The following is a 17,544-nucleotide window of genomic DNA, read 5'->3' on the forward strand; positions in this document are numbered from 1 at the left end:
GTACCAATTCCGAGGAGTTACCGGAGATCCGAAGCCGGTTCTTCGCCCAGACTTCGTTCGAATAGCTGCTCGAGAAGCCGTTGTTGGCCCAGTCGAAGATGTCGATTGACCGTCGGTTGACTCACCTCGAGCATCGCGGCGACGTCCTCACCGGTGCTCTCGCGTGGCCAGTCGAAAAAGCCCGCGAAGTATGCGGTTCGGAGCACCTCGAGTTGGCGATCGGTCAGTTCCTCGAAGAGGTCAGTAACGAGTTGTTGTCTGGTGTGCATCGACCGGTCGACGTGTTCACGGCCCTCGAGTTCGACGCTGTCGTAGGTATCACCGAGCATCTCGATGAACTCTCGAACGTCAGTCGTCGTCGGCACGTCGACGACGGCTCGAATGTGTGTCGCTTCGGCAGTGATAGACTGCGGGCTGGCGCCGTGACGAACCAGCTTCGCGGGCAGGACGCTGCCGGAAACAGTTATTTCGAAGACACAGTCGGTAGCTTCGGCCGTGATCTCCCGATAGCTGGTAACGGTGACGAGCGTCTCGAGGGCGTCGGTAACCACGTCCGCTTCGGCGCCGCTCGTGTGGACGAATAGCTGGGTTTCGTCGCTGTCGTACGCGCCGAGCCCTTCGTAGGTGACGGTACACCCGGCCGTCCGTGCCAGCCTGGAGAGGAACTCGTCGTCGTCCTCGAGCCGAAGTCGGAGTTCAATGTGTGCTTCGGCATAGAGGGCCGAGCGGGCCTCCACGGAGTTGATCGCGTCCGCGATGCCGGTACCAAGTTCAGTGAAAACGGTTCGTTCGAGGTCGCCGAACGCGTTGGGTTCGTCCGTGTATACCGCGAGAACCCCGTAGGTGTACTCGTCGATCTGTAGGGGGACGGCCAGACACGAGGAGAAATCGTGTGCGAGAGCCGTTTTTCGCCAGGGTTCGCGCTGTAACCCGTCGGCCACGTTTTCGGCCCCCGCAGACGCATTCGTGAGCGCAGTCGAGACAGCGGGGTCCGCACCCGCTGGAGCATCATCGACAGCCAACGAGACCGAATCGAGATACGATTGACCCGAACCCGCCCAGGTTCGTGGGACGACTTCCGTTTCCGCAACGTTCAGAGAACCGATCCAGGCGAACGTGACGTGTTCGCTCTCGCTGAGGCGGTCACACACCGTTTGCTCGATTTCCTCCTGGGTCGTCGTCCCGATGAGGGAGGTGTCCACGCGACGAATAATATCGTTGATCTGTATCTGCCGGCTGAGACGCTCGTTTTGTGCCTCGAGTTCGGCATCCCGGTCGCGCAGACTGGCCTCGCTCTCGAGTCGGTCGAAGGCGGCTTCCGTCGTTGCAACGAGCGTTTCGACCAGCCGCCGGTCCCCCTGGTCGATAGGGTCACGGTTTGCGACGACAAAGACGCCGTGGTTGCCAACGGGAACCACCAGGCCGGCTTCGACGCCCCCATCGAACAACGACGATTGAGCGGTCATCTCGGGGCCATCGATGACGGTCTGGGTTCCCGCCAGGAACGTTTCCCAGAGGATCGATCCACGTTCGCCGGCTCCGATCGGGGTCTCGCTATCACAGCACTCGTCGAACCCGGGAGTGGTTGCGTTCGGTGTCAGCGTATTGGTGTCCGGGTCGAGCAAAAACATCGCAACGCCCGTCACGTCGAGCACCTGTTCGGCAGTCTCGACGATGAGTTCTGCAGCCTCAGTCTTCGTCTCGATCTGGAGGAGGCCGCGCGTCGTTTCGTGTAACGACTCGAGTGCCAGTTCGCGTTCTTTGTGGCCGGTAATGTCCTGTATCGACCCGCGAATCCTGGGCCGCTCACCGCCAGCGTCAACCATTTCGCCGATGGACCGAATCCATCGTTGTTCACCGTCCGGCCGACGAATTCGTGCCTCGAGTTCGAACTCGCTACCCGTTTCGATCGCCCGCTCGACCGTCCGTTCGACTGTCGGTCGGTCCTCGGGGTGAAACACCTCGAGGCTCTCTTCGAACGACATCGAACCGACGCCCTCGAAGCCGAGAATTTCGGTAAATTTCTCCGTCCAGGAACCCTCGTACGGTGGGCCGTCTTCAAGATCGATCACCCACCCACCGAGGTCGGCGATTTCTTGACTCTGTTCGAGCATCTCTCGGGTTCGCTCGAGGATCTGTTCACGCTCTTTGCGCTCCGTGATATCCTGCAGCGACCCTCTGAGAAGTACGATCTCGCCGTTTCTTTCGATCGGATCGCCGATCGTTCGCACCCAACGAAGCGCTCCCGACTCGGTTCTGATCCGTGCCTCGAGTTCGTACGGCTGCCCGTGTTCGATAGCGTTTTCGACTGCTTCGCGCACCCGTGGCCTGTCTTCGGGAACGTAGTACGCGAGCCCACGTTCGAGATCCATCTGTTCATCCGGTGAGAGTTCGTAAATCCGGTACAGTTCCTCGGTGAGGACGCCGTTATACGGCCGCTCATCGGCCAGGTCGAGTTCCCAGCCCCCGACGTTCGACAACCGCTGGGCGTGCTGAAGTAGGTCTCTCGTTCGCTCGAGTTCGCGTTCGTTCTCGACGCGTTCGGTGATGTCGATGATAACGCCCTCGAGCGCCTCGAGTGTGCCATCTTCGGCGTAGATGCCACGCCCCTGCTCTTCGACCCAGCGTCGCTGCCCGTCGGCCGTTCGAATCGGGAACGAGACGGTGAACGGTTCGCCGAGTTCGAGTTTATCCTGGACGATTCCCCACATTTTCTCGTTGTCGCCGTCGAGGATATCTTCACCCCACGTAATCTCTCCGTCAACGAGTGCCTCTGGATCGTAGCCGGTCAACTCCCGACAGCCATCGCTGACGAACTCCATCGGCCACTCCGGTTCGTTCTGACAGCGATACACCATCCCCGGAATGTTGTGCATCAACGTCGATAGCTGTCGTTCTCGCTCGCGGAGACGCTTCTCGCTCTCGCGTCGGGCGCTGATATCTCGAGCGATCCCTGCGAGCAATGGTTCCCCGTCGGGACCTGTTACCCGTGAAACGACGTACTCGAAGGGGACTAACTCACCGTCTTTTCGGACGGATTCGGCTTCGTAGCGAACGCTCCCCTCCTCGAGACCCGCGATGAGAGCTGCTTCGGCTTTTTCGACGTCATCCTCGAAGAAGTCGAACGCATGCATCGAGGCGAGTTCCTCGTTCGAATACCCCATCGCCTCGACCATACTTTGGTTCCAGTGTTGGAGCTCCCCTGCCGAGTCGATCACGAAGAACACGTCATCCACGGCTTCGACGAGCATCCGAAGGTAGTCGTCGTATGTCCCAGGTCGCACCTGGTTCACAAGCGGTTCCTCGACCGACTCGATTCGCTCTGCGAGCGACGATACATCACTATCTTCGCCGGTTTCGGTCGGTGAGGAAACGCCGACAGCGGTTTCGATTCGTGCAATCGCCTCTTGCAGTCGCTCGATCGAGGAATCACGACCGCCACCACTGGCAAGACCGAGAAGAGCGATACCGACCAGCGAGAGCAAGACATCACCCGAGACAGGGGTGCCGAGCATCGAGACGAGTCCGAACAGAGTAGCGAGCGAGACGTTCATCCCCTCAATGGTCGTACCCCACGTCGAGGCTATCGAAGTCCAGACGCCGCCCCCAAAAGCCGTGAGCCCAAACAGTAGCCAGCCCTTACACATATAGTGTCCATTCTACAACCGGGATACACATAAAACAGCCAGTCGAATAGGGTCGGTTCGCATATGCAGAGTCAATGCCACAAATGGACACTGGGAATCCCACCGGTTCGATGAGTATGCGCGTTATCGACGCGATTGCAGCCGAAGCAGGGGTCGATCCGCTCGAACTCGATACACCGTTGTTCGAGGCCGTCAATCCGGAAGCCCTCGACCGACTGTTTAGAGACGAGGTCAACTGCAGGGTAACCTTCGACTACGACGAGTACGAAATCACCGTTTCGAACGACGGGACCGTCACGGTCGACGGATCGACGTATCGACCGTAAGAGTGCCGATGGATAGCGTTCCCGGTCAACAACCATCCGTTCGCAGGGAGAGACGGTGGTGAGTATTGGATGTCCAAAACATCGGCTGCGTACGAGACGGTTCTCGACGTACAGCCACTCGAGATCGTTACCGTCAGTGGACCTGCTGACACCGTCAGCGGTGAACTCGCCTCGAAAGACGGGTTCACCGTCAGCACCGTCACGGTCGCCGATGGTACCTTCGGAACCGCGAGCGACGGTCGCCCCGACGAGCGGCCGAAAGAAACCGTACCCAGGCCCTCTCTCGATACCGAGTTGTCGGCTGAGTACGAGGACGCAGACTGTGTCGTGATTGTAACACCCTCGATACCCGCAGCCGGGCGGGCCGTCTACGAATCCATCAGGCAGGACGTCACGATCCCAGTCGTCACTTGCATCGACGAACCAACCGAATCCGTCGCCGAGTCAGTCGCCACAGACCAGTGGCTCGAGTGGTTCCGCGTTCCCGAAGCCCTCACTCGAATTCCTGAGTCAGCCACGACACTACTGGCTACACGGATCAACCGGCTCGTCGAGCGATACCGGTACCAAACGCATACCAAACGCTTGCTCGCGAGTTTCGACGGTATCGATCGTGGCGTGGCGATTACCGATCCCACGGGAACGGTCCAAATAGCGACCCCCGCTTACGCCAGGAAGTTCGGGGTCGGCCTCGAGTCGGTACTGGGTCGTCACTGGCACGACCAGTACGAACGCGAAACCGTTCGCCATCTCGAGTCGACCGCCATCCCCGCGGCGACCGACGGCTGGCGGTGGAAAGGAACCTGCCAGGGGACGACTGCCGGCGATGAGCCGGTGTCGGTGACGACGACGATTACCGCACTCGAGGACGGGGCACTCGTGTTCGTAGTCGATGCCGACGAGAGCGTGGCTGGGACGTACTCGAGCGAAGAGTAAGAGTCGAAGAGAGGGATTCGATCAGCTCGGAAGAGAAGCAGTCACGTAACCGCTCGTCAGGGGATTCACTCGACAGTTACGTCCCGTGGTCCCACGAGCCCATGTACTCGCGCTGGGTGTCGGTCAGCGAATCGAACTCGACGCCTTCGGCCTCGAGTTTGATTTCGGCGATTTCTTTGTCGAGTTCGTCGGGGACGTCGTGGACGCCGGGGCCGTACTCGTCGCCGTTTTCGACCATCTCTCGCACACAGGCGGCCTGGACGCCGAAGCTCTGGTCCATCACTTCGACCGGGTGTCCGAGCGAGACCGGAGCCGCGAGGTTCACGAGGCGGCCTTCGGCGATCACGTTCAGCCGTCGCCCATCCTCGAGTTCGTAGGCCTCGACGCCGTCGCGCGCTTCGTAGGTGTCGACGGCGAGGTCCGAAAGCGCCTCGAGGTCGATTTCGATGTCGAAGTGGCCCGCGTTCGCGAGCAACACACCGTCTTTCATGTCCTCGAAGTGTTCCTCGACGATGACGTCCCGGTTGCCCGTCGTCGTGATGAACACGTCCCCGATTTCGGCGGCTTCAGCCATCGGCAACACGTCGTAGCCTTCCATGTGTGCCTCGAGCGCTCGGCGTGGCTCGACTTCGGTGACGATGACGTTCGCGTTCTGGCCCGACGCCTTGCGGGCGACGCCTTTGCCGCAGTAGCCGAAGCCGGCGACGACGACGTTCTTGCTGGCCCACGAGAGGTTCGTCGTCATCGCGATAGACGCCAGCGAGGATTCGCCGGTGCCGTGGATGTTGTCGAACAACCGTTTCATCGGCGTATCGTTGACCGCGAAGACGGGGTATTCGAGTGCGCCGTCGTCGTCCATCGCGCGCAGGCGGTGGACGCCCGTGGTCGTTTCTTCGGCCCCACCGACGATGCCGTCGATGAGTTCGGGGTAGTCCTCGTGCACCGCAGCGACGAGGTCCATCCCGTCGTCGACGGTAATCGTCGGCTCGAGGTCGAGGGTCGCGTGGATGGCGTCGTAGTACTCCTCGTCGTCGACGCCGCGTTTGGCGTAACTCGTGATGCGCTCGTGCGTGTCGAGTGCTGCACTCACGTCGTCGTGGGTCGAAAGCGGGTTACAGCCGGTGACAGCGACTTCTGCTCCCGCGTCGGCGAGCACCTCGACGAGAATCGCGGTTTTCGCTTCGACGTGCATCGCCATCGCGATTCGCTCGCCCTCGAGGACCTGGTCGACTTCGAAGGTCTCACGAAGCGCGTTCATGATCGGCATGTGCTGGTCGGCCCAGTCCATCTTGCGTCGGCCCTCCGTGCGAGCCGACTCGAGGTCGTCGCCCGAAAGCTGTTCGCTGATCGGCGGATACTCGGTCATGGCTCGATAGAAGGCGAGGGCAGTCAAAACCCTACCGAAGACCGTGCGGACGTCGTCCAGTCAGCGCTACTGGACACGCCAGTTTGTAAAACAAAAGTGTCGGCAAGCGGCGAGCGCGTACGTGCCTCTGACAACACCCGGATGCTCGCCGGGTCGCCAACGAATTTACCCAGACTCGAGGACGTCACCCTCGAGTCAACTGGGTAAGCTGGTCACGTCAGCGAAAACGGGAGGCCCCGTCAGTCGGGAATACGGTTGTGTGCTAACTGCTCGAGTGATCAGGCGTCAGCGTCATCGTCGGTTTCGTCATCGTCGCCATCCTCGTCATCGCCGTCGTCATCGTCGCCATTCTCTTCGTCGCTGTCGTCATCGTCGCCATTCTCTTCGTCGCTGTCGTCATCGTCGCCTTCCTCTTCATCGCTGTCTTCATCGTCGCCTTCCTCTTCATCGCTGTCTTCATCGTCGCCTTCCTCGTCATCGCTGTCTTCATCGTCGCCTTCCTCTTCATCGCTTTCCTCTTCCTCCTCAGTCTCGTCTCCGTCATCGCTTTCCTCTTCCTCCTCAGTCTCGTCTCCGTCATCGCTTTCCTCTTCCTCCTCAGTCTCGTCTCCGTCATCGCTTTCCTCGTCGTCACCGCCCGGACCGGCGTGGGCTGGTGGACCACGGTCGTCATCGTCGTCTCCCTCGTCGCTATCCTCGTCGTCACCGCCCGGGCCAGCGTGGGCTGGTGGACCCTGCTCGCCATCATCGGATGGGCCCGCGTGTGACGGTGGACCCGCGTGGTCCGGCGCGTTACCTGGGTTGTTCTCTACCGCGAAGTTCGCCACGGCGATGCCAAGCGGTCCGTCAGTTTCACCCTGGTGGCTCTGGACGAACTGTGAGATCAACGTACCGAAGGAGTCGGTTTTCTCCTCGTCGTCTTCCTCACCGTCATCGGCGGCCTCGAGGAGAACTTCTTTATCTTCCGTTACGTTGTCAACGGAAAGGGTCACGTTGACCGATTCTTCCGGCGTGTCGAGCGTTACCGTACCGTTCTCGTCGGTCGTGTGATTGCCCGCGTCCGCATACGAGGCGTTTTCGTCATCGACGCTCACCTCGAGGGTCGCGTTCTCGAGTGCGCTATCGTTCTGTTCGACCGTAACCACGATTTCGCCGTTCTGTTCGACGTCAATCGTGAAGTCCGATTCCCCGTTGTCTGTCGCCGCGGCAGCCGCACCGAGCGGCGCCAGCGCCGAGAGGATCATGGCCGCAGCCAACATCGCTGCGACAAGTGTGTGGCGTTTCATCTACACCTCCACCACTGGGCAGATGATGTATAAACCCCGTCAGCAGTTGGGAACGGTTGACGTTCGTTTTTACGACCCCAGAACAGTTTATAGCGTTTATTGACTGTTCTCGTCGTTTATCAGTCATTGCTACTGAAACGTTCGGCGACCGATTTCGTTCGTGGCGCTGAACAGTTTTTGGTCCGCCAGTGGCCTCGAGGTGGCCGGGAGCCAACCCGGTTCGCAACGCAACCCACGACCGACGGGGGAAGTCGAAGCGGGTTTAGTCGACCGGCACACAAAGGGAGGTAATGCAGCTGTCTGTGACCTTTCTGGGGACGAGTGGGGCGATTCCGACGACGCAACGGAATCCGAGCAGCCTGTTCGTCGCTCGAGAGGGCGAACAACTCCTGTTCGACGCCGGCGAAGGCACCCAGCGCCAGATGATGCGCTACAGCACCGGCTTTTCCATCTCGCACATCTTCATCACGCACACACACGGCGACCACGTGCTCGGAATTCCCGGCTTACTCCAGACGATGGACTTCAACGACCGCGAGGCCCCGCTGACGATTCACTGTCCACGCGGCACCAGACGGGACCTGCGGTCGCTGGTCACCCTCCTCGGCAACCATCCAACCTTCCCCGTCACGATCAACGAGGTCGGTGACGGCGACGTTGCCTCCCGTGGCGAGGAGTACGAGGTACGCGCGTTCGAGACCGACCACGACACTCGCTCGGTCGGCTACGCGCTGGTCGAGGACGACCGCAAGGGTCGGTTCGACCGCGAGCGTGCCGAGGAACTCGGCGTCCCCGTCGGCCCCGCGTTCTCGAAACTCCACGCTGGCGAAGCCGTCGAACTCGAGGACGGCACGGTCGTCGACCCCGCAGAAGTCGTCGGCGAACCCCGTCCCGGCCGCTCGCTCGTCTACACCGGCGATACGCGACCGAGCGACCGAACGCTCGAGGTCGTCGACGAACCCGACCTGTTGATTCACGACGCCACATTCGCCGACGACCGGGTCGAGCGCGCCGCCGACACCGCCCACTCGACAGCCAGACAGGCCGGGTCGATCGCAAGCAAGATGGGGGCAAAACGACTCGCACTGGTCCACCTCTCCTCGCGGTATGCCGGACAATCAGGTGATCACCTCGAGCAAGCCCGCGAAGCGTTTTCGGGTGACGACGAAGATGTCTTTGTGCCGAGCGATGGCGACAGCCTCGAGTTGCCACTGCTCGAGGACTGAGTCGGTAAAAAGGGTTTGTGATCAGTCGTCCGCTGGAGTGGCGGCGCTTTCACCGGTGATATCCGACGACGAACCGAGCGTCGCTGGCGCGAGGTTACGGCTCGCCCAGACGCCACCGATTGCGGTAACCGCAGCGGCGATACCGGCGACGATCGAGTTGATCAACAGGTCGCCGAACTCGAGCGAGAAGTTCGAAAAGACCGTCCCGAGGATCGTCCCGAGTACCCAGAAGACCACCAGTCCGACGAGTGCGCTTAGCCCAGCAGCGAGGAACGTCGTCGTGTCGTCAGTCTCGAGTTTCCAACCGAGGAATGCACCGAGGAAGACGGCAATCGTAATAGCGAGCACGGGCGTAAGGAGAATCAGTTGACTGACAATCGTATCAGCAAAGTCCGGACCGCCCTCGCTGATCCCGATCGTGTCCGGGTCAACGACATCCATCAGGAGGGTAAACAGCCCTAAACCGACAGCGAGGAACGCAAACAGCGAGGAAACATATTTGATCCAGTCCACCACGATCGGTTGTTGAGCGAGATCGACGACCGAGTCGCCGTCATCCTCGACAGCCGGTGTGACCGCTTCTGGCTCAGGTTCGGTTTCCTGTACTTCGTCCGTAGTTTCATCAGCGGTGGTATCTTCTGCCATACCTCCTCTCCTCATGACTCCGTATTAATAATACTGGATTACCTGTCAGTCTGGAATCGTAGCAATTGGTCGGTGGGGAGTTGCCGGGACAGGCACGTACATGCCCAAACCCACCGATTTTCGTCACGGCTCGAGTGTCGCAACTCTTCGTATCATAAGGAGAACACAGCGAGACGAGAGCGATTTCTCCCGTTCACCAACGGTCGATTTCGAGACGGTGACGCCGCTCGAGCACGGTGAAATCCCGCCGTGGATTTATATTCAGATATCCCCTAGCCTCTCGCGTGAGTACGCGAACGAGTGCGCTCGATGCAGTCGTTTTCGGGGTCGACATCCAGTCTGGTGACATTCGTGGCGATGCCCCCTCCTACGCCCTGGTCGTCTACGACGGCGATGACGAGAACCTCGAGCGAGACGTGGTCTCCCATCGAAAGCTCCAGCGACTGATCGCCGACGTCGAACCGGCGATCATCGCGACGGACAACATGTACGAACTGGCCGCGGACAAAGACCAGTTGATTCACTTTCTGGGCTCGCTCCCCTCGAACACCAAACTGGTCCAGGTGACTGGCGACGAACAGCCCGAAACGCTCTCTCGAGTCGCCAAACGACACGGCATCCCCTACGGCAAAGAGCCGATGCAAGAGGCCGAAGCCGCCGCCAGACTCGCCGCACACAACGTCGGTCACGAAGTCTCTGCGTTCACCGACACCACCGAAGTCAAAGTCTCGCGCGGCCGTTCGACCGGGAAAGGCGGGTGGAGCGCCGACCGGTTTACGCGACGCATTCACGGTTCAGTCAAACGCCGCGCTCGAGAGGTCGAAAGCGCGCTCGAAGACGCCGATCTCGAGTTCGAACGCGAGGTACGAGAGGCCTACGGCGGCTTTGCCAACGCGGTCTTCACCGTCGAGGCACAACCGGCTGACATCCCCGTTTCACGATCGCGGTCGGGTGACGTCCGCGTCGAGATCGAACGTGAGCGCCGCGACGGTATCGAGTTTCGCCCGCTCGCCAAACGTCGCGATCACGTCGTCGTCGGCATCGACCCGGGGACGACCACCGCCGTCGCCATCGTGGGCCTCGAGGGCGACGTCCTCGACGTCTGGAGTTCCCGAATGTCGACGACCGCCGACGTGATCGAGTGGATCGTCGAGCGTGGTCGCCCGATCATCGTCGCCGCCGACGTGACGCCGATGCCCGAAACCGTCGAAAAGTTCCGCCGAAGTTTCGACGCCGCCGGTTGGACACCCGAGCGTGACCTCCCGATCGACGAGAAACAACACCGCACCCGGGAGTTTCCCTACGAAGACGACCACCAGCGAGACGCCCTGGCGGCAGCGCTGTACGCTGTCGACGATCACACCGACCAGTTCGAGCGCATCGCCCGCAAACTGCCTGCCGGTATCGACCGCGGGGAGGTAACCGCCCGCGTCGTCACCGACGGCGAAACTGTCGAAACCGTTCTCGAGGACCTGAGCGAGGACGACGAACCCGACGAGGACGAAACCGAACACGAGCCACGCGAGCTAACCCCCGAAGAACGACGAATCCGGGACCTCGAGCGACAGGTCGAGCGCCTCGAGGACCACGTCGACACCCTCGAAGGTCGAATCGAGGACCGCGACGAGGAGATCGAAGACCTCGAGGCCGAACTCGCCGTGACCCGGCGCGAAGAGCGTCGAAAGGTCCGTAAAGACCGAGAGGTCAGCCGCCTCGAGCGCAAAGCCGAACGCCTCGAAAACGAACGCGACGAGGCACGGGACACGATCGAGGGCCTCGAGCAGAAAGTCGAGCGGATGAAAGCCCTCTGGAAACTCGACCACTCGAACTTTGCGGACGTCTCGGAGAAGCAGGCGGGACTCGTCCCCGTCAAAGTCGTCGAACAGTTCACCAGAGGGGCGATTCAGGAAGCTGACGAGGCCTACGGCATCGCGACCGACGACGTCGTCTACGTGCGTGACGCCAGCGGGGCCGGACGCTCGACGGCCGAACTCCTCGCGAGTTTCGAGCCACGGGTGGTCCTCAAAGACGGCGGGCTGTCGGATATCGCGAGGTCGATCCTGTTCGACCGGGACATCCCGGTCGGCCCCGCCGAAGACGTAGCAATGCAGGAAGTCGACGAGTTGGCCGTCGCTCGAGAGGCCGACGTCGAAGCCGTGATCGACGACTGGCGCGAGCGCGCCCAGGATCGAGAACGCGACCAGAAAGCCCAGATGGTCGACCGCCTCATCAGCGAGCATCGCGCCGGGGACAACGAGGCTTAGTTCGACACTCGAGGCACGCCTCGATCCGGAGGCCACACTCGAGTGGGCAATCACCCGAAAAAGTACAGCAAACCGTATCGGGCGAGTTCGTCCTCGCAAGGCCACGTACAGTCCCTTCAGATGGTGGAAGACAGAGTTCGACCGCTTACATCATCCCCCACGACGAGAGCATTCCCGAGATAATCGATTTGACGACCAGTGCCACACCTGCGAGCAGCAGTGCGAGACCGGCGGCGATAAGTACGTTCTGGGACGCGATCAACGCGATACCAGCACCGACGAGCAGGATACCGAAGATACCGAGGGGGCTGAGATTGGGTCGCATATCCGGACAGTCTCGCCGAGAGGGTTAAGGGTGTTTCGTCGTCAGGTGACTCGAGGCAGTGTGCAAATCGGTCGCCGACGCGAAGCCAGCAATAAAAGCTTAACCCGTCCGAGAGCCAACGCCGAGATATGAGCGACGACGAGGGTGGTCGGAAGAACCTTCGCATGCCCGACGATGACGAGGTCTTCGCGACCGTCACGAACATGCTCGGTGCAAACCGGGTCACGGTCAGATGTGCCGACGGCGAGGAACGAACCGCTCGTATTCCCGGCAAGATGCAAAAGCGAATCTGGATCCGCGAGGACGACGTCGTCCTCGTCGAGCCCTGGGACTGGCAAGACGAGAAGGCCGACATCACCTGGCGCTACGAGAAGGCAGAAGCCGACCAGCTCCGTCGAGAAGGCCACATTCAGTAGCCGTCGAGACGTTTTTGGCTATCGACAGTTTTGATTGCCTCGAGCCTTGCTATTCCCACAATAGTTTTTTATACAGAATCGATAGCATACGATAGTATAATTTGAGTTATTTGCTACTGAAGCCTTAGCAAAACCGATTTCCCTGGAACCAGAGCAACGTCCCGGAACCCGGGGACCACTGCAGTGAACTCCCTCTCGTGTGAGCCGCCGACTCGCCGGTCAGTTCCCGTCGTGGACGCCGACCAGGTCGAACGGCGAACCGTTGTCGGCACTCGAGGCCTGTTCGTAGACGACGTGGGCGGCCGCGACATCCTGAATCGCGAGGCCGGTCGAATCGAAGACGGAGACGCCGGTATCCGCGTCTCGGCCCGATTTGTCGCCGACGACGATCTGACCGATTTCGCCGTAGATGTCCTCGTCCGTGAGGACGCCCGCGTTGTACGGGACGTTGATCTCACCCGAGTGGGTACACTGCTTGTGGTCGTCGATGACGATGCGGGCCGCCTTGAGCAGGTCGTCGGTCAGTTCGTGTTTGCCTTCGGCGTCTGCCCCCATCGCGTTGATGTGAGTGTGTTCGCCGACATCCTCGAGGCCCACGATGGGGTCGGTCACTGGCGTCACCGTCGAGAGGACGTCACAGTGACCGGCCTCGCTGATCGATCCTGAGCGAACGTCGAAGTCGTCGCCGTAGGCGTCGATAAATCGCTGGACTCGTCCGTCGTCGAGGTCGCTGACGACGACCTCCTCGATGGGGCGCACGGCGGCGATGGCGTCGAGTTGGGTGTACGACTGAACGCCGGCACCGACGATACCCAGACTGGTCGCGTCCTCGACGGCCAGATAGTCGGTGGCCACGGCCGCGGCCGCCCCCGTTCGTTTCATCGTGAGTTCGGTGCCGTCCATGATGGCCAGCGGAAACGCCGTCTCCGGATCCGAGTAGATCATCGTTCCCATGACGGTCGGTAGCTCGTACTCGCCGGGATTGTCTGGGTGGACGTTGACCCACTTCAGGCCGGCAGCGTCCCACTCGCCCGCGTCCATGTACGCCGGCATCGAGCGAAAGTCGCCGTTGTACTGTGGCAGATCGATATACGATTTGGCCGGCATCTGGGCGTTGCCGTACTCGTAGGCGGCAAAGGCGTCCTCGACGGCCCAGATGACGTCCTCCATCAGGGCGTTCTCGTCTACGTCTTCGCTATCCAATAGGAGCGTTTGCATAGACGCGAATTTTGCGGGACCGTACTTAGTTCATACTGAACGCCGGCGGGCGCGCAGGCGCCAGCACTCGAGTGAAGCCGTCAAATCGACTATCTGACTCGCCATCGAATCCGCGTCAGCGGATGCAACGGATTCGCGCCGTGGACGTCGTATGTAACGTCCGTGACCTCGAGCGACGGTGCCGCCTGCAATTGTTCGAGGGCATCGTCGTTATAGCCGCGAATGGTGGAGTACCGTCGTCGGAGCAATCCGAGCGTCGTTTCGGGGTGTGGGCCGACCTGCTCGAGGTAGACCGTACCGAGGTTCCAGACTGGAGAAGCGTCTCCGGAACCGTTCTGCACGATAGCGTGACGTCCTTTAATAAAAATCTGATTGGTATGTGACCGGGGTACGGCGAGCGTGAGTGGATGTGACCTATCTCACATCGCGCCGCCCATACCACCCATGCCGCCCATGCCGCCCATGCCACCCATACCGCCGCCTGGTGGCATTTCCTCGTCGTCGCCGTCGTCGCTGCCGCCGCCTTTGAGTTCGCCAGCTGCGATCACGTCGTCGATACGGAGCAACATGACAGCGGCCTCGGTGGCCGACTCGATAGCCTGACCTTTGACGCGGCGTGGCTCGTAGACGCCTTCCTCGCCCATGTCGATGGTTGCTCCGGTGTAGGCGTCCAGTCCGGCCGCGACGTCGCCGCCGTCGTGAGCGCTACGGAGTTCGACCAGCGAGTCGATGGGGTCGAGTCCAGCGTTCTCGGCGAGCGTGCGTGGGATTACCTCGAGAGCGTCGGCAAAGGCCTCGATGGCGAGCTGTTCGCGGCCTCCGACGGAGTCAGCGTAGTCACGCAGGGCAAGCGAGAGTTCGACTTCCGGCGCGCCGCCACCGGCGACGACCTGGCCGTCTTCGATGGTCGTGCGAACGACGCCGAGCGAGTCCTCGATGGCACGGTCGACTTCGTCGATGACGTGCTCGGTGCCACCGCGGAGGATGAGGGTGACGGCTTTGGCGTCTTCGACGTCCTCGACGAAGATGCGCTGGTCGCCGGCAATGTCTTTCTGGGCGACGCTGCCAGCGAAGCCGAGGTGGTCCTCGGTGAGGTCGTCGACGGTGTTGACCGCGCGGGCACCCGTCGAGCGAGCCAGTCGGCTCATGTCGCTGGATTTGACACGGCGGACGGCGATGATGCCTTCCTCGGCGAGGTAGTGCTGGGCCATGTCGTCGATACCGCCATCGACGAAGACGACGTCAGCACCGACCTCGGCGAGTTTGTCGACCATTTCCTTGAGCTGGGCTTCTTCCTGCTCGAGGAACTGCTGAAGCTGGTCGGGATCGGTGACGTTGACTTCGGCGTCGATTTCGGTCTCTTTGATCTCGAGGGCGCCGTCGATGAGCGCGATGTTGGCCTCCTCGGCGAAGTACGGCATGTTGTCGTTGACGCGCTCTTTGTCGACGATGACGCCTTCGACGAGTTCGGAGTTGTCGATGGAGCCACCGACGACCTTCTCGACTTTGACGTTGTCCGTGTCGATGCCGTCATCGTCAGCGACGGTCTGAACGGCCTGGACGACCAGCGAGGAGAGCAGATCTTTCGCGTTCTCTGCACCTTTGCCGGTCATCGCCGTGGCAGCGATCTGCTGGAGGACTTCCTCGTCGCTCGCGTCGACGTCGATAGCGATCTCGTCGAGGACCTCGTTGGCTTTGGTCGACGCCTGTCGGTATCCCTGTGCGAGGGTGGTCGCGTGAATGTCCTGCTCGAGGAGTTCCTCGGCGCGTTTGAGCAGTTCACCGGCGACGACGACGGCGGACGTGGTCCCGTCGCCGACCTCCTCTTCCTGGGTTTCGGAGACTTCGACGATCATGTTCGCGGCTGGGTGATCGATCTCCATCTCCGTCAGGAGGGTCACACCGTCGTTCGTGACGACGACGTTACCTGTGGAGTCGACGAGCATCTTGTCCATGCCTTTCGGTCCGAGCGTCGTGCGGACCGCTTCGGCGACGGCCTTCCCGGCCGAGATGTTCATCGACTGTGCGTCCTTTCCGGACGTTCGCTGGCTGTCGTCGGAAAGTACAATAAGCGGCTGGTTGCCCATCTGTTGTGCCATAGTCATGGATTGATTGTTTGCTATTCTATATAAACGTTTTGCTCTTGCGTGTGTGAACGGAAAACACACCGCTCGAGGGTGGCGATTCGCCAATCACTCACTCGAGAGTATATATGCGAAAGTGGTGAGGAAACGATACTCGCTCGAAAGCGAGTTCCGCGAAGAGCGGACGATGGAGGGTATCAGTCCCCGCTGGACTCGACCCACTCGGGCGCTTCGAGATCGATCGGTTCACCGACGCCCTCTACTGTCGACGTGACGGTAACCGTGACTTGCTCGCCGTCGTGGGTCGTCGTTCCTTCGAGGTGAAACGCCTGAATGTAGCCTTCCTCGGCGATAAGAACCCAGAACGTCGCCTCCTGATAGGAGAGCAAGGTCCCCGAGCCTGTTAACAGATACTGCGTCGACCCATCAGTCGTAACAGTCTGCACGTCGTCGACCGCCGGGAACAGTGTGTTCGGGTTGACGGGGAGTTGCGTTCCCGTTTCAGTGAGTAGCCGATCAGTGTGAACGGTCGATTCGTTGGAGATGGTTTCCCGAACGGCTGTCCGCTCATCGGTTCGCCACTGTTCTCGCGTCCGCTGGTCCATTCGAGTCGTTTCGTTCCCGTTCGACTCGTTGTGATGAACGGGCGTTTCGATTCGCTGGACGATCCGCTCGGTGCCATCACTGGCCACCGTCACTCGCACGGTCTCGTTGTAAAGCACGCTCCCGTTCGAATCGACGTAGGTCGTCTCTCGAGTCAGTTCGTAGGCCGATCCGCCGACGTATTCGACGTGGGCGAACCACAGCGCCGTCCAGTCGGTTACCCCTTCTGTGGTCAATCCAGGCACGTCCGTTTCGACCGACTGCTCAGGCTCGATGGGTGTCTCGACGCCGTAGTTCTCCCGCTCGACACCGTCGCCAAATGCGCCACTACAGCCCGCGAGCACGACGAGGAGAACGACAGCACAGAAACGGACCCCGGTCGACCCCTCCATCCTGTCGATGTAATGGCTTCAATGAGATAAAACCTCTCGCCGGAGAGCAGCTATAGTAGCCAGTGAAAGTCAGTACACATCCTATCGAATGATGGCGTCGCGGTAGGTATGTAAATCAGTTCACTGGCTACGATAACCAAACCACAATGAGATTACTCGAGGCAACCCGATACCCCTCGAGTGTCACGACATTCCAAGAAGAACGATCAGGCGTCTTCGCCGGCCGTTCCCCCAGGGTACCGGTGATACTGCATTCCCTGGTGTTTCATCTCGTTGTGTCGTTCCTCGAGGAACGAGTAAACCGCCCCGTGTGGTGCACCCTCGAGCAGCATTTCGGTAGCCGTTCGGGCCGCATCGACTTCTGGTGGTGTGCCGATGATACCGAGCGTCGACCCGTAGATGACGACCGACGCGCCGGACAGTTCCTCCATGAGTTCTCGAGTGCGTCCGTTCTCGCCGATGAGTCGACCCTTCTGTCGCTGGAGGTCGTTTTTGTTCCGAGAAGCGGCGCCGATGTCGACCAGATCGAACAGCATCATATCGTCGGCGAGCAGTCGAAGTGCGTCCTCGGGGGCGAATCCGCGACCGATCGCACGGACGATTTCTGGGCCTTTGAGGCCACGAACCGGGTCGCCGACGGTTTCGATCGCGACCGAGCCGTTCTCGGAATCGATGTCGAGTCGCACCTCGGCTTCAGATTCGATCCGACGCATGGTCTCACCACCTTCGCCGATAAGAACGCCAATTCGATCCTGCGGAATCTTCACGTGTTGCATACCCTGGCCTAGCGCTTCCGGGAGGTTAAGGCCT

Annotated in this window: 15 protein-coding genes; 5 read left to right on the top strand and 10 right to left on the bottom strand. The window is 60.8% G+C overall.

From position 1 onward, the window contains the following. Positions 1–17: 17 nt before the first annotated feature. A complete protein-coding gene (locus NLK60_RS10165) occupies positions 18–3,647 on the bottom strand; it encodes a PAS domain-containing protein (protein WP_254807683.1) in 3,630 nt (1,209 codons plus the stop codon). Between the two features lie 74 nt (positions 3,648–3,721). On the opposite strand from NLK60_RS10165, the gene NLK60_RS10170 reads away from it, so the two are divergent. Beyond that, the gene (locus tag NLK60_RS10170) at positions 3,722–3,973 is read left to right on the top strand and encodes a HalOD1 output domain-containing protein (protein ID WP_254807684.1); all 252 of its coding nucleotides are present in this window, start codon (positions 3,722–3,724) and stop codon (positions 3,971–3,973) included. Between the two features lie 69 nt (positions 3,974–4,042). After that, a complete protein-coding gene (locus NLK60_RS10175) occupies positions 4,043–4,909 on the top strand; it encodes a PAS domain-containing protein (protein ID WP_254807685.1) in 867 nt (288 codons plus the stop codon). A 76-nt stretch (positions 4,910–4,985) separates the two neighbouring features. On the opposite strand, the gene NLK60_RS10180 is transcribed toward NLK60_RS10175, so the two are convergent. Continuing rightward, the gene (locus tag NLK60_RS10180; protein WP_254807686.1) at positions 4,986–6,275 is read right to left on the bottom strand and encodes an adenosylhomocysteinase; all 1,290 of its coding nucleotides are present in this window, start codon (positions 6,273–6,275) and stop codon (positions 4,986–4,988) included. 278 nt (positions 6,276–6,553) lie between these two features. Further along, positions 6,554–7,561 carry a hypothetical protein gene (locus tag NLK60_RS10185; protein ID WP_254807687.1) on the bottom strand — a complete coding sequence of 336 codons (1,008 nt, stop codon included), beginning with the start codon at positions 7,559–7,561 and terminating at the stop codon, positions 6,554–6,556. A gap of 290 nt (positions 7,562–7,851) precedes the next feature. Here NLK60_RS10185 and rnz point away from each other — a divergent pair, with 290 nt between their 5' ends. Continuing rightward, positions 7,852–8,787, top strand: coding sequence for a ribonuclease Z (rnz, locus tag NLK60_RS10190; protein ID WP_254807688.1), 936 nt, complete (start codon positions 7,852–7,854; stop codon positions 8,785–8,787). Between the two features lie 21 nt (positions 8,788–8,808). On the opposite strand, the gene NLK60_RS10195 is transcribed toward rnz, so the two are convergent. After that, positions 8,809–9,432, bottom strand: coding sequence for a hypothetical protein (locus NLK60_RS10195; RefSeq protein WP_254807689.1), 624 nt, complete (start codon positions 9,430–9,432; stop codon positions 8,809–8,811). 284 nt (positions 9,433–9,716) lie between these two features. Here NLK60_RS10195 and NLK60_RS10200 point away from each other — a divergent pair, with 284 nt between their 5' ends. Continuing rightward, positions 9,717–11,696 (top strand): DUF460 domain-containing protein, encoded by a 1,980-nt coding sequence (locus NLK60_RS10200; RefSeq protein ID WP_254807690.1) that lies wholly within the window; start codon positions 9,717–9,719, stop codon positions 11,694–11,696. A 145-nt stretch (positions 11,697–11,841) separates the two neighbouring features. Here NLK60_RS10200 and NLK60_RS10205 read toward each other — a convergent pair whose 3' ends face one another. Further along, positions 11,842–12,021: a DUF7470 family protein gene (locus tag NLK60_RS10205; RefSeq protein WP_254807691.1), complete on the bottom strand. Its 180-nt coding sequence runs from the start codon at positions 12,019–12,021 to the stop codon at positions 11,842–11,844. A gap of 128 nt (positions 12,022–12,149) precedes the next feature. Here NLK60_RS10205 and eif1A point away from each other — a divergent pair, with 128 nt between their 5' ends. Then, entirely contained in the window at positions 12,150–12,437 is a 288-nt protein-coding gene (eif1A, locus tag NLK60_RS10210) for a translation initiation factor eIF-1A (RefSeq protein WP_254807692.1), read from the top strand. A gap of 219 nt (positions 12,438–12,656) precedes the next feature. On the opposite strand, the gene NLK60_RS10215 is transcribed toward eif1A, so the two are convergent. The 5 genes from NLK60_RS10215 to NLK60_RS10235 form a co-directional block, all read right to left on the bottom strand. Then, positions 12,657–13,655, bottom strand: coding sequence for an ornithine cyclodeaminase family protein (locus NLK60_RS10215; protein WP_254807693.1), 999 nt, complete (start codon positions 13,653–13,655; stop codon positions 12,657–12,659). A gap of 89 nt (positions 13,656–13,744) precedes the next feature. Continuing rightward, positions 13,745–13,996, bottom strand: coding sequence for a hypothetical protein (locus NLK60_RS10220; RefSeq protein WP_254807694.1), 252 nt, complete (start codon positions 13,994–13,996; stop codon positions 13,745–13,747). Positions 13,997–14,074: 78 nt separating this feature from the next. Further along, on the bottom strand, positions 14,075–15,742 hold the full coding sequence (gene thsA / locus NLK60_RS10225; RefSeq protein ID WP_254810464.1) for a thermosome subunit alpha: 1,668 nt from the start codon (positions 15,740–15,742) through the stop codon (positions 14,075–14,077). 194 nt (positions 15,743–15,936) lie between these two features. Continuing rightward, on the bottom strand, positions 15,937–16,734 hold the full coding sequence (locus NLK60_RS10230) for a hypothetical protein (RefSeq protein ID WP_254807695.1): 798 nt from the start codon (positions 16,732–16,734) through the stop codon (positions 15,937–15,939). Positions 16,735–16,940: 206 nt separating this feature from the next. After that, positions 16,941–17,510 carry a KH domain-containing protein gene (locus tag NLK60_RS10235; RefSeq protein WP_254807696.1) on the bottom strand — a complete coding sequence of 190 codons (570 nt, stop codon included), beginning with the start codon at positions 17,508–17,510 and terminating at the stop codon, positions 16,941–16,943. Positions 17,511–17,544: the final 34 nt, after the last annotated feature.

It is taken from the genome of Natronosalvus amylolyticus, from assembly GCF_024298845.1.
GTDB lineage: Archaea > Halobacteriota > Halobacteria > Halobacteriales > Natrialbaceae > Natronosalvus > Natronosalvus amylolyticus.